Source organism: Enterococcus mediterraneensis (assembly GCF_900604485.1).
GTDB lineage: Bacteria > Bacillota > Bacilli > Lactobacillales > Enterococcaceae > Enterococcus_C > Enterococcus_C mediterraneensis.
Genome location: NZ_UWOP01000001.1, coordinates 1,533,844 through 1,546,014, shown reverse-complemented (window position 1 = coordinate 1,546,014; position 12,171 = coordinate 1,533,844). Strand labels below are relative to the sequence as shown.

The 12,171-nt window shown below is 40.8% G+C and carries 11 protein-coding genes; 2 read left to right on the top strand and 9 right to left on the bottom strand.

What is annotated here, in order from left to right; all coding sequences use genetic code 11:
• The first annotated feature begins 74 nt into the window (after nucleotides 1–74).
• Together EFB00_RS07590 and EFB00_RS07585 are read left to right on the top strand one after the other, a co-directional pair.
• The gene (locus EFB00_RS07590) at nucleotides 75–692 is read left to right on the top strand and encodes a 50S ribosomal protein L25/general stress protein Ctc (RefSeq protein WP_122646250.1); all 618 of its coding nucleotides are present in this window, start codon (nucleotides 75–77) and stop codon (nucleotides 690–692) included.
• A gap of 191 nt (nucleotides 693–883) precedes the next feature.
• A complete protein-coding gene (locus EFB00_RS07585; RefSeq protein ID WP_122646249.1) occupies nucleotides 884–1,201 on the top strand; it encodes a DUF960 domain-containing protein in 318 nt (105 codons plus the stop codon).
• Nucleotides 1,202–1,391: 190 nt separating this feature from the next.
• Here the strand turns inward: EFB00_RS07585 and EFB00_RS07580 are convergent, their stop codons facing one another.
• The 9 genes from EFB00_RS07580 to EFB00_RS07540 form a co-directional block, all read right to left on the bottom strand.
• Complete coding sequence (locus tag EFB00_RS07580; protein ID WP_122646248.1) at nucleotides 1,392–2,441, bottom strand: helix-turn-helix domain-containing protein; 1,050 nt, start codon at nucleotides 2,439–2,441, stop codon at nucleotides 1,392–1,394.
• Nucleotides 2,442–2,621: 180 nt separating this feature from the next.
• Complete coding sequence (anmK, locus tag EFB00_RS07575) at nucleotides 2,622–3,755, bottom strand: anhydro-N-acetylmuramic acid kinase AnmK (protein ID WP_122646247.1); 1,134 nt, start codon at nucleotides 3,753–3,755, stop codon at nucleotides 2,622–2,624.
• Nucleotides 3,752–4,627: an N-acetylglucosamine kinase gene (locus EFB00_RS07570; protein ID WP_122646246.1), complete on the bottom strand. Its 876-nt coding sequence runs from the start codon at nucleotides 4,625–4,627 to the stop codon at nucleotides 3,752–3,754. The genes anmK and EFB00_RS07570 overlap by 4 nt, the downstream gene beginning before the upstream one ends.
• Nucleotides 4,628–4,717: 90 nt before the next feature.
• Entirely contained in the window at nucleotides 4,718–4,984 is a 267-nt protein-coding gene (locus tag EFB00_RS07565) for a diacylglycerol kinase (RefSeq protein ID WP_122646245.1), read from the bottom strand.
• A gap of 19 nt (nucleotides 4,985–5,003) precedes the next feature.
• Nucleotides 5,004–6,311: a PTS sugar transporter subunit IIC gene (locus EFB00_RS07560; protein WP_122646244.1), complete on the bottom strand. Its 1,308-nt coding sequence runs from the start codon at nucleotides 6,309–6,311 to the stop codon at nucleotides 5,004–5,006.
• 212 nt (nucleotides 6,312–6,523) lie between these two features.
• Nucleotides 6,524–8,644 (bottom strand): polyribonucleotide nucleotidyltransferase, encoded by a 2,121-nt coding sequence (gene pnp, locus EFB00_RS07555; RefSeq protein WP_122646243.1) that lies wholly within the window; start codon nucleotides 8,642–8,644, stop codon nucleotides 6,524–6,526.
• A gap of 219 nt (nucleotides 8,645–8,863) precedes the next feature.
• The gene (rpsO, locus tag EFB00_RS07550) at nucleotides 8,864–9,133 is read right to left on the bottom strand and encodes a 30S ribosomal protein S15 (protein ID WP_122646242.1); all 270 of its coding nucleotides are present in this window, start codon (nucleotides 9,131–9,133) and stop codon (nucleotides 8,864–8,866) included.
• A 161-nt stretch (nucleotides 9,134–9,294) separates the two neighbouring features.
• The gene (locus EFB00_RS07545; RefSeq protein WP_122646241.1) at nucleotides 9,295–10,146 is read right to left on the bottom strand and encodes a MurR/RpiR family transcriptional regulator; all 852 of its coding nucleotides are present in this window, start codon (nucleotides 10,144–10,146) and stop codon (nucleotides 9,295–9,297) included.
• Between the two features lie 74 nt (nucleotides 10,147–10,220).
• The gene (locus EFB00_RS07540; protein ID WP_122646240.1) at nucleotides 10,221–12,170 is read right to left on the bottom strand and encodes a glucose PTS transporter subunit IIA; all 1,950 of its coding nucleotides are present in this window, start codon (nucleotides 12,168–12,170) and stop codon (nucleotides 10,221–10,223) included.
• Nucleotide 12,171: the final 1 nt, after the last annotated feature.

The window sequence follows — 12,171 nt, the reverse complement described above, 5'->3', positions numbered from 1 at the left end:
AATGTGCAGACTAACGAGATTTGCTTTTAAAAATGAATGTCGTCAGACAGGAAAATTTTAGGAGGAATTAAGTTATGGCAGTATCATTAGAAGTAAGTAAGAGAGAAACCCGTCCCCGTTCGTTGCGTAATCAATTACGCCATGAAGGAAAAATCCCCGCAATCGTGAACGGTTATCAAGTGGAAAGTACGCCGATTTCTGTGAACGCACGGGAGTTAGACAAAATCCTGCGGGAACATGGAGCAAACGCAGTAATCAAAATGAACTTAGATGGCAAGACAGTCAATACTTTGGTAAAACAAACACAATCTGATACATTTACCAAACATTTGACTCACGTTGAATTCTTATCAGTAAATATGTCTGAAGAAACTGAAGTAGAAGCCGAAGTAACACTTGTCGGCGAAGCAGCAGGTGTCAAAGCCGGCGGTGTCTTGAACCAAACACTTTATACCGTTGTTGTTTCCGCAACACCTGACAAATTGCCTGAACGTATCGAAGTAGATGTTACAAATCTTGAAATCGGTGATTCACTGACTGTTTCTGATCTGCCAAGTGCAGAAGACTATACTATCGTGACCGATCCTGAAGAACAAGTCGTTTCATTGACTGAAGCACAAGAAGTGGAAGAAGACCTTACGACTGAAGCAGGGGAACCTGAAGTGATCGGCGATACAGCTAGCGAAGAGTAAGCAAATCGATCTCGCTAAACAAAATTTCCAGCAGTACGGGACGTTGATTAATTTTTAATTAACGTCTCGTTTTCTTTATCCGACTTGTTGCATTTTCACGTTCACTTTCGTAAAATAAGTGTTCATATGAGCAACATTTTTTCATTTCTTCTATAATAGAAGTATGATAACGATACAAGGAGGTCAGGATTATGTTTGAAGTCTTTGATAGCAATCGCAGTAGATACGCTTCTGTCGGCGTCGTTTCAAGTATGCCCGGAGAATTGATCGATAGCATTTGGTTCATTATTGATTTGGATTTAAAAGGAGTCATTCCTTTGAATAATTTGATTGCGTTTGACTTGATCAATAAAAACGGAACAGTTACGATGCATTTTTCTCAAGAGGACAGCGATGTAGAAATGGATATCGATCTGCCGTTTCCTTATTCGTCTGACCTGCCAAAAGAGATCTTCGCATACGATGATGGTGCAAGACAAACCATTCTTTTGCCAAGTGAAACAAAATAAACAATCGCTAATAACTAGTAACTAATAAAAATAAAAAAACGGGATATGACAAACGTCAATCTATTCGATGTATCTATACTCTATACATCAGCTACCGCAAAGCACCAGCTTTTAGGTTAGCCGCTGCGTAACAGCGCAAAATGTATAGCGTTCAGATACGGTTGATAGACGCATGTCATCATCCCTTTTTTTATTGGTAACTATTGGCTGTTTCAGCAACAGCCGCGTTTTTTTGATTCCCATATCTATATCGCAAGATTTTTTCATAGGCGGAAGGAATCTCAGGATGTTTCTCCAATATCTTCTGGTATTGCGGCAGGTTCTTTTCAAAAAAGGCGACCAGTTGCCGACACTCTCCTGAAAGCTCCTCATCAGCAAATACGCGATCTGCGCAAGGACCTTGAAATAAGTAGCACACCAAATGCAGTCGGTTGATATCATGAATGATATTTTGTCGCACGATTCTGGAAGTATAGCGACGATCAAGAGGATAGATCCTCTGATCGACTAGAAGGGCTTTACTGATCCCTACCGGCCACAGCTCTTCCAGTCCTAATATTTGCCGCCACAAGAAAGAAAAGCCCCGATCATCCACCCGAAATTCCGGCAGGCCGTTGAATCGTTCCACAAAGGCTCGATCAAACCAATCAGAATCAATAAAATAGCCTTGGCTCCGTCTTTGGCAGTTGATGATTTCTAAAATTTGAAAATACGTTTCCGGTGCGACTGGTGCTTTGGGCGGTTCCTGCAGCAGGCGGATATGAAATCGAAAAAAACGCTGTTGAGCTTCTTTTCCGCAAATCACGGGAACCTTGTTAAAACTTCCTGAAAGCTCGTAAGATTCAAGAAGAACAGAAAGCTCTCTAAATTTTCGGCGAATCGTTTGAGGACTGCTGTATATCGTCTTTTCGATTTCTTTCAATCCCCATGACGGATTTTCCAAAAGCTTGCTCAACATAGTCATTTTACTGCTTCGCTCAAGGAGAAACGCGAACAAATAGCGGGAATCAAAATGCTCTGTTGTTAGCAAACTCACTTGATTTTTTCGTAAAACAAAATCAATCCCCAAGGACAAATGATACCCTTCAAAGCCCCATTCATTGATCGTATCTCTGATATAGCGAACTGGCCGCTCGCATGCTGCAGCTAAATCATCTAATGTGCATTGTTTTGAAACAGCTAATATCTGATAGATATTGAATAAAATTTTGTCTTCTTTTTCTAACAAACATTCGTACATTCATTTCACCTCATAGAAAAATTACCACAATAACGTTTGTCGTTTTTTCCAAAAAACAGGATTTAGATTTATACTTTTTGGAAATTTTCACCAAAAGATTAGAAAAAATTTTGATTCTTTTGCGTAGTAGATATAAAAAAAGCTTGCCCAAATTTCGGCAAGCTTTCTAATTTGTTTCTATTATTGATAAGGTGTGATCCTACCCAAAATGACAGCTCTATCCGCGCCTGTCGCACTGGGTACATTAGAAGGCATTTTTGCCAACGTATGTTGTGCTAAAACCGTCATGGCGACTGCTTCTTTAGCGTCGGAGGAAATCCCAAAATCTTCTTGAGTACGAACTTCAAAATAATCAGGAAGCAATGCTTTTAGCATATTGATCAACGTTTTATTGTGAGCGCCGCCACCGCCAATGATCAGCTCTGTTGTATTTGAAGTAAGCTGCACGGCATGATAGGCGATGCTTTTTGCTGTAAAGAAAGTAGCACTGGCAATCAAATCATCTGCTTGAAATTCATTGTCAGCTAAAATCTCATCTATGAATTTTTTACCAAATAATTCACGACCGGTGGATTTGGGATAAGGTTGTGAAAAATAAGGAAGTGACAGCCATTTGTCCACCAAATCATTCTTCACTGTTCCTCTGGCAGCATACATCCCATCTCTATCAAAGGACTCATTATAAAAGTGAGTGACTAAACTATCGATAACCATATTTCCAGGCCCTGTGTCAAAAGCGAACAAATCATCTAATTTTGCTTTTTTGGGAATAAAAGTTAAATTGCCGATCCCGCCAATATTTTGTAAAATCCGATCTTTTTCGTCAGACCGATAAAGCAGATATTCTGAATAAGGAACAATTGGTGCTCCTTGCCCGCCAACTGCCATATCCGCTTCTCGAAAATTGGAGACAACTGTCGTCTTCAGTGCGTTTGCCATGATACTTGCATCCCCCAACTGTAACGTCGATGGCTGAAACGCGCCTTCTTTAAACGGTTGGTGAAAAATCGTTTGTCCGTGACTAGCTACAAATGCCAACTGTTCAGAGACGATATTATTTGCACGGCATAATTTTTTTACCGCATTTACATACTGATAAGCTAGCGCAAAGTTCAACGCAGAGACTTTTTGAAGAGAAAGATCTTTTTCTTCGATCACTTCTTTGATCTGTTTTAGTAAGTCATCTGGATAATCATAAGTTTCAAATGATAGCAACTTCAATCTCATCGATTGTTCTGTACCTTCTATATCAACTAAAGCAACATCGATCCCATCTAAAGATGTCCCGCTCATGAGTCCGATTGCTAAACTCATTGTCTTTCCCTCCAATAATACCAAGCGCCCTGAGTGATTTTGTTATTCTTTGTGTTTACTTGCTTGAAAGAACTTCCCAGTGTTTTTTCAACTTGCTCTGCAATCCGTTGATTGTTTTCAAGAACTGAACCGGAAAATGCTACCGGCAGCACTTCAGTTATCTCTGCCTTTTGTATCAAAGTTTTTACCAACTCGGCAAGTGACAAACCGGCTTGATTAAGGATGTTTATGGAAATTTCATCTTCTCGCTCTGCTACAAAACGTGCCGCTTTTGCCGCTTCAGATTTATCTAATTGATAAAACGAGCGAATCGTTGCCATCGGAGTTTCTTGACCTGTCCACTCAATAAATTCTTTGACGAATGGACTGAATTCTTTTTCATGATCTAGTTCATAAGAAACTTGCTGATAAGCTTTTTTTCCTAACCAGTACCCGCTTCCTTCATCTCCCAACAGATGTCCCCAACCACCTGCTCGGTAAAAATCACCTTTGTATTTTGCCAATGCTATGGAACCAGTCCCTGCTACAAGTAAAATACCATCTTCTCCTTGAAGCTTAGCGTATAATGAAAGTTTCGCGTCGTTGATCAAAAATAGCGGTATATGCAGATCTGAGAATAATTCTTGAAGTTCTCCATGCATTCCTGAAGTATCCAATCCGGCAATACCTAATACGATTCCTTGACATTGTCCATTCATACTTTGAATCAGTTGCTCCACGCCGCTTCTCATCGTTTTTAAGCTGTTTTTCGTATTGACTAAAAGATTGGCTGCGCCGAGAGTGATCTCTGACAAAAATCTGCCTTCTATATCATAGGCAGAATATACTGACTTTGTTCCGCCACAGTCTCCACCGATTACATATTTCATCATGACCGAATCCCTTCTTTTCTTCCATTGTAAAAATGATCTATTGATAGAGTCGTTATGTGTCTACTATTAGACATTCTTATCTTTTTTGTGCTATATATGACTGTTTTTTTGTATCCATTTATGTTGTTCAGTCATAAAGTTAATGGCAAAGACACCACAAAAGACAAATAGAATCAACAGCACTGTATGGTTCATCTTTGGCCAAATAAAGTAGGGCAAAAGTACTACCAGAAAAGAAGCCCATCCCCAAATCCAGCGATTGATCTTAATCTGGCGGATCTCAAGCCAGTGCAGCAACCATTGACTGACCACAAAAAGAATCAAGAAGCCGATAAAAATAAATAACCAGTAAAGCATTTCTCTCACCTCATATCGATCAATTTGTTACAGCCAAATCTTCATTAGTACCGTTGACTTTTTCATCAGATAACATTTTTTTATCATACGCTCTGACAAATGGGTAATAAATAATCGTAGCAATAGTCAGATTGATAATAATCAAAATAACCATACGCCAATCATTACCAGCAGATATGAATCCACCGATCGGAGCTGGCAATGTCCAAGCAGGAATCGTAGTGAACCCGTTCACCATGCCAAGTTTTACCGCAAAGTAAGAAATTGTAGATAAGACTAACGGTACCAAATTAAACGGAATAAACATATAAGGATTCAACATCATTGGTGCACCGAAAATCATTGGTTCATTGATATTAAAGATTCCAGGAATAATTGAAAAGCGGCCAACTTCTTTTAAGAATTTTGATTTACAGAAAAATAAGAAAAGAAATGATACAGCAAGAGTTGCACCTGCCCCACCGATTGTTACTGTCCATTGATAAAATTGTTCTGGTGCAATATATGGAAGTTTGTCTGCAGCCGTTCCTGCCGCTAGTGCTTTTCCGTTTTCATCCAACATAATAAGCCAAATAGGTCGAACGACAGAACCGACAATACTCATTCCGTGAATCCCGAAACTCCATAGTAAATGGATAAAGAACATTGGCAACAGTACACCTAATAAATTATTTCCTAGAATATTAGTCAATGGATGGAATAATTTCAATAATGCGCCGTTTACATCGAAGCCCGCCACATCCCGAATCAACCAGACGATCGTTAAAATGACCGTTCCAGGTATCAACGCTTCAAAACTTCGGGCAACAGCAGGTGGTACTTGTTCAGGCATTTTGATCGTTATATTGTGAGTCTTAAAAAAGCGATAGGTTTCTACCGCAAAAATCATTGCTAAAATTCCGGCAAACATCCCTGAAGCACCCAAAGAACCCATCGGTAATACGAACCCAAGCGGTGCATCCTTCGGTGTTGTAACATTGACTGGTACTTGCAACATGAAAAATGCTCCTAAAGATAATATTCCTCCAGTAACACTGTCCAGTTTATAAGATTTGGCCAGATCAGAACCCATTACAAATGTTGCATAGATTGCCATCAGACCCATCGTCATTCGATACGGCATGACAATCGTTTCAGAATAAGGTGCTAATGCTTCTTTCCAAGAATCAATAGGAAGATTGATAAAGACCATGAAAAATGTACCAATCAGGATCAGAGACAATGTAGATACAACCCCATTACGAATTGCAAGCAAATGTCGCTGAGTTCCGATTTTAGCCATTGGCGGAACCAATTTTTCTTCAACCCATTTCATCAGTTTGTCCATTTGAAATCTCTCCTTTATAAAATATGTTAAGCGCTTTATGTAACCGCCTTCCAAATCATTTTAACACTAAGAAATATAATTTCAATAAAAACTAAAAATAATTAAAACGTTTTTTCAAAAATACATCTTATTTTAATTAAAAAAAATCGATGTTTTCATCTTGATAGACGAAAACATCGATTCTTTCTTTTACTGGATATATAATCTAGAAATTACTTAGTTTCACTTTTTTTATCTTCATCATTCAACAACACTTTACGTGAAAGGTTGACGCGTCCTTGTTTGTCGATCTCAGTAACTTTGACTAAGATTTCGTCGCCTTCTTTAACGACGTCTTCAACTTTGTTCACGCGTTCTTTCGCTAGTTGTGAAATATGGACTAAGCCGTCTTTGCCTTTGATCAAGTTGACGAATGCACCGAATTTTTCGATCCGAACAACTTTACCTAAGTAAACTTCGCCGACTTTGATTTCTTTAGTCAAGTCTTCGATGATCTTGATGGCTTTTTTGATCATTTCCGCATCAGAAGAAGCGATCGATACTTTACCGTCTTGATCGATATCGATTTTAACGCCGGTTTCTTCAATGATACCATTAATCGTATCGCCGCCTTTACCGATCACATCTTTGATCTTGGCAGGTTCGATTTGGATCATTTCGATCTTAGGTGCATAAGGACTCAACTCTTCACGTGGTTCAGCGATCGTTGAAGTCAATTGCGCTAAGATTTCCATTCGAGCTTTTTTCGCTTGTGCTAGAGCTTCTTTCAAGATTTGTTCAGTGATACCTTGGATTTTGATATCCATTTGCAAAGCAGTGATACCGTCTTTTGTACCGGCTACTTTGAAGTCCATATCTCCCAAGTGATCTTCCAAACCTTGAATATCAGTCAAGATCGTGTAGTTTTCTCCGTCAGATACCAAGCCCATCGCGATACCAGCAACTGGTGCTTTGATCGGTACACCAGCGTCCATCAACGCAAGTGTTCCGGCACAGATACTTGCTTGTGAAGAAGAACCGTTAGATTCCAATACTTCCGCTACCAAACGGATCGTATAAGGGAAATCTGCTTCAGAAGGAATGATTTGTGCTAAAGCTCGTTCACCTAAGGCACCATGTCCGATTTCACGACGACCTGGTGAACCGGCGCGGCCTGTTGATCCAACTGAAAATTGAGGGAAATTATAGTGGTGGATAAAACGTTTAGATTCTTCCACGCCTAATCCATCAATAATTTGATGTTCGCCTAAAGGTGCTAATGTACAAGCAGACAATGCTTGTGTTTGTCCCCGAGTGAACAGACCTGAACCGTGAACTCGCGGTAAAAGACCCACTTCAGAAGCTAACGGACGGATTTCGTCTACTTTACGACCGTCAGGACGGATCTTGTCGATCGTGATCAATTCGCGAACTACATCTTTTTCAAGATCTTCAGCGATTTGTTTGACTTCTTTTGTCAATTGTTCTTCGTTTTCGTCACCGACAAATTTTTCTGCATAGACTTCTTTGACAGTTTCTTTGACTTTTTCGATCTCGTCTTCACGAGCCAATTTTTCTTCTGTCAAAACGGCTGTTTTCATGATTGGATAATAAGTACCATAGATTTCTTGTTTCAATGCTTCGTCTACTTGCAGCAATGTCACAGTCATTTTTTCTTTACCGACAGCTGCGACAACTTCTTCTTGGAAAGCGACTAATTCTTTGATAGCGTCAAAACCAAAAAGCAATGCTCCCAGCATTTCTTCTTCGGAAGCTTCAGCTGCTCCGGATTCAACCATGTTGATGGCTTTTTTCGTTCCGGCAACCGTCAAATCGATATCAGAAGTTTCATTTTGTTCAACAGTTGGGTTTAAGATGTATTCGCCGTTGACACGTCCTACTTCAACACCGGCGATCGGTCCGTCAAAAGGAATATCTGAAATAGACAATGCTAATGATGAACCTAACATTGCTGCCATAGCTGGTGAGCAATCTTGTTCTACACTCATCACGATGTTGGTTACTTGGACTTCGTTACGGAAGCCTTCAGCAAACATTGGACGGATCGGACGGTCGATCAAGCGGGCAGTCAATGTTGCTTCCGTGCTTGGACGGCCTTCGCGTTTGATGAAACCTCCAGGGATCTTACCAACAGAGTACATTTTTTCTTCGTAATTGATCGTTAGAGGGAAAAAGTCTGTGTCTTTTGCTTCTTTTGAAGCCACAGCGGCACTTAATACCACGGTATCTCCGTAGCGTACTAAGACTGCACCATTAGCTTGTTTGGCTAATTGACCGACTTCCACTTCTAATGGGCGTCCGCCCCAAGTTGTTTTAAATACTTGTTTTGTCATAAATGCTCCTTCCCTGTGAACAGCGGGCTGCTACTAAACAAATGAAAACAGCGGAGCTTCCGCTTCTTTCATTTGGTTAGTAGTGAGCCGTACCACGATTCACAGAATTGTTTTTAGTTTATTGTATATGGATCGCGATCCACCACTATCGCATCCATAAAAAAGGAATTCGTAGCAAAAAAGTGAGATTCATTGTGAATCTCACTTTTCGTATTTTGATTAGCGACGCAATCCTAAAGATTGGATCAATTCGCGGTAACGTTGAACATCAGTCTTACGTAAGTAAGCTAACAAGTTACGACGATGACCAACTTTTTTCATAAGTCCACGATATGAATGGTGGTCTTTTTTGTGAACGCGTGCGTGTTCGTTCAAGTGGTTGATTTCTTCAGTCAACACAGCGATTTGTACTTCTGGAGAACCAGTATCTCCTTCATGACGTGCGTATTGTTTGATGATTTCGTTTTTACGTTCTTGTGAAATTGCCATGTTTTTCACCTCTTTCTGCTTTTTCTTCCTGTAACTGAGTAAAACGTTGGTGATTCGTTAAACCAAGTGACAGGTGGTGCGTTATGCACAGATATACTTTACTTGATTTATAGCCAAAAAGCAAGTTTTTTATTGCTGCTTCCTTTATTGTTAACGGCTTATTATAAGTATTTATCACGAAACTCTTGGATGACTTCTCTTGAACGAGAGATCTTGTCGGCATTTTCTTTGTTGCGGCTGATAAATAGATAAAATAGAATATCTACCGCTAAAAAATGAGCGATGATCGAGTTGGTCGCAGCACTTCGCTGACTAGATTCCTTTGGACGAGAAACTTGGATCGCCACGTCCGCGATTTTTGCTAATGGATTGCCGCCGAATCGCGTCAAAGATATGACCGGTATCTTCAATTTCTTGGCATGTTCCGCGTATCGAACAATTTCTGGGGTTTGTCCAGAATTGGAGACCAGCCATAAAACCGAAGAATCTTGATTGTTGATCAAATGAGGCAGCAGCTGATTATAATCGTTCTCGATTCGGATGGTTTTGCCGATCCTTCCCCATTTTTGCAGAATGTCTTCTGCAACGAGCTTTGAAGCACCGATCCCTGCTAAGAAAATCTTTTCTTTTTCTTCCAAAAGAGAGATCGCAGAAAGCAATACTTCCTCATTAAGGATATCAGCGGTCTCTTGGATCGTGACCTGCGCATTATGGCTCAATTTCGTTTTAAGAATTTCCACAGATTCGCTGGGATCAACGTCTGAATATCCTGCTGCTGGAGCAGGCTGATGGATCTCCGTAGAAAGCTGAATCTTAAAATCTGTTAGACTTTGATAACCGACTTTTTTGACAAATCGCACGACAGTCGGCGCACTGATCTTTGTCGCGACAGCTAACTGTTCTGCCGTCATAGAGGGAACTTTTTCAGGATATTTTTTTATATAGCGGAATAATTTCTTTTCTGAGGCTGAAAGCTCATTTTGGATACTCTCGATACGTGCGATTACGCTCATTTTCTCACCATCTTTTGTTTGATTTCTCGGTAATTATATCATAAAAATAAGAGGGGTTTCCCCCTCTTATTTTATTATGCAGTTGTGACTTTCATTACCGGCATCGCAGAACCGACTGTTCCGGTTTTTTCCAACACATCTTCAGAAACAGCATCCATGTTTGTTATGATCACCAGCATATCAGTTTCTTTTCCAGCTTGTTTGATAGCGTTCAAATCAACTTCCGCAACAACTGTCGAAGGTGTCACCTTTTGTCCTTCAGTAACTTTGATGTCAAATGGTTTTCCTTCCAATTCGACCGTATTGACACCCATATGGAGCAATATCTCTAATCCACTTGCAGTTTGCAATCCGATCGCATGTTTTGTTGGGAAAATCGATGTAACGACCCCTTCTACTGGAGAATAAATCGTGCCATTTTCAGGAATAACTAAGAATCCGTCACCCATCAGTTTTTGTGAAAAAACGCTGTCAGATGATTCAGTAATAGGTTTTACTGTTCCTTCCGCAACCGCAAACAATTCTGTGGTTCCGGCAACTGTGACTGCTGTATTTGTTGTAACTTCTGATGCAGTTGTTGCAGACTCTTCAACTGCTGCTTGCTTATCTTTTGGAATACCGAAGAAATACGTAGCGACAAATCCGCCAGCATAACCGCCTAATAGACCTAAAACATATCCCCACCAGCGACCGCCGGCAATCAATGGAATCAAGGCTGCACCTGAAGGTCCGATCGCGATTGCACCGATATTACCAATAGCACCGATGATCGCGCCGCCGATACCACCGCCGATACAAGCTGTGATGAATGGTTTCCCTAATGGCAATGTCACACCGTAGATCAATGGTTCGCCGATCCCTAAGACCCCAACAGGCAACGCCCCTTTGATCATTTCGCTTAGTTCTTTATCTTTCCGCAAACGAATCCATAAAGCAAGTGCCGCTCCGACTTGTCCGGCACCGGCCATCGCTAAAATAGGCAATAATTGTGTACTACCTGTTGCATCGATCATTTGTACATGGATCGGTGTCAAGATTTGATGGAGCCCAAACATTACCAATGGCAAGAAAGTCGCACCTAACACAAATCCTGAGAAGGCTCCGCCGACTTCAACGACCCAATTGATCGCACCGACAAGGCTGTCTGAAATAAACCCTGCTAAAGGCATGATCAAAAAGATTTCCGCCAGACCGATAACCAAAAGACAAAGTGTTGGTGTCACGATGATATCGACCGATTCAGGAATGACATTATGAAGCCATTTTTCCAATTGTGCCAACAGCCAAACTGCGAAGATAACGCCCAAGATACCACCTTGTTGCGCCAATAACGGCTGACCAGTGAACAAGTTGGTCAGCGGTGTTTCTGGATTCATCCCAGTCAAAGTGACAACTGCACCGATGACTCCGCCAAGTGTTGGTGTAGCACCAAACACTTGCGCAGCGCTCACACCGGTATAGATCACCAGATAAGTGAACAGACCGTTTTTTAAGATATTTAATACATCGATATATTGTTGCCAAGTTGCAGCATCCAAGTTTCCGGCAGTCACTAAGTTTGATAAAACTGAAGCGATCCCGGCAACTAATCCAGCACCGACGAAGGCAGGGATCATCGGTACAAAAATATTAGATATATCTTTTAAAATTGCTTTGATCGGTGATTTCTTTTGGCGTGCTTTTTGAGCTGCTTTTACTTCAGCTGCTTTAGCATTTACTGCGTCCTTACCGCTCGTATGAACAGCGATAGTCTCTCCTAATTGAACACCGGCTTGATCCGCCATCTCTTTTGCGACTTTGTTCACCTTGCCAGGGCCGATGATCACTTGAAGCTGCTCATCGTCCACGACACCAAGAACACCTGGGATCTTCTTCAATGTTTCATCATTGACCAATGAGCGGTCTCTGACGGTCATTCTGACACGAGTCATACAATGAGTGACACTTTCTACATTGTTCATACCGCCGGCGCCTTTATAGATCTCTTTTGCCAATTCTTCTAACGATAATTCTTCTTTTGCCATT

What these genes read in the sequence shown, in the direction of transcription:
- pnp (WP_122646243.1), bottom strand. Translation starts at nt 8,644, where the DNA reads ATGACAAAACAAGTATTTAAAACAACTTGGGGCGGACGCCCATTAGAA.
- anmK (WP_122646247.1), bottom strand. Translation starts at nt 3,755, where the DNA reads ATGAGTTTAGCAATCGGACTCATGAGCGGGACATCTTTAGATGGGATC.
- EFB00_RS07580 (WP_122646248.1), bottom strand. Translation starts at nt 2,441, where the DNA reads ATGTACGAATGTTTGTTAGAAAAAGAAGACAAAATTTTATTCAATATC.
- rpsO (WP_122646242.1), bottom strand. Translation starts at nt 9,133, where the DNA reads ATGGCAATTTCACAAGAACGTAAAAACGAAATCATCAAACAATACGCA.
- EFB00_RS07590 (WP_122646250.1), top strand. Translation starts at nt 75, where the DNA reads ATGGCAGTATCATTAGAAGTAAGTAAGAGAGAAACCCGTCCCCGTTCG.
- EFB00_RS07545 (WP_122646241.1), bottom strand. Translation starts at nt 10,146, where the DNA reads ATGAGCGTAATCGCACGTATCGAGAGTATCCAAAATGAGCTTTCAGCC.
- EFB00_RS07565 (WP_122646245.1), bottom strand. Translation starts at nt 4,984, where the DNA reads ATGCTTTACTGGTTATTTATTTTTATCGGCTTCTTGATTCTTTTTGTG.
- EFB00_RS07585 (WP_122646249.1), top strand. Translation starts at nt 884, where the DNA reads ATGTTTGAAGTCTTTGATAGCAATCGCAGTAGATACGCTTCTGTCGGC.
- EFB00_RS07560 (WP_122646244.1), bottom strand. Translation starts at nt 6,311, where the DNA reads ATGGACAAACTGATGAAATGGGTTGAAGAAAAATTGGTTCCGCCAATG.
- EFB00_RS07540 (WP_122646240.1), bottom strand. Translation starts at nt 12,170, where the DNA reads ATGGCAAAAGAAGAATTATCGTTAGAAGAATTGGCAAAAGAGATCTAT.
- EFB00_RS07570 (WP_122646246.1), bottom strand. Translation starts at nt 4,627, where the DNA reads ATGATGAAATATGTAATCGGTGGAGACTGTGGCGGAACAAAGTCAGTA.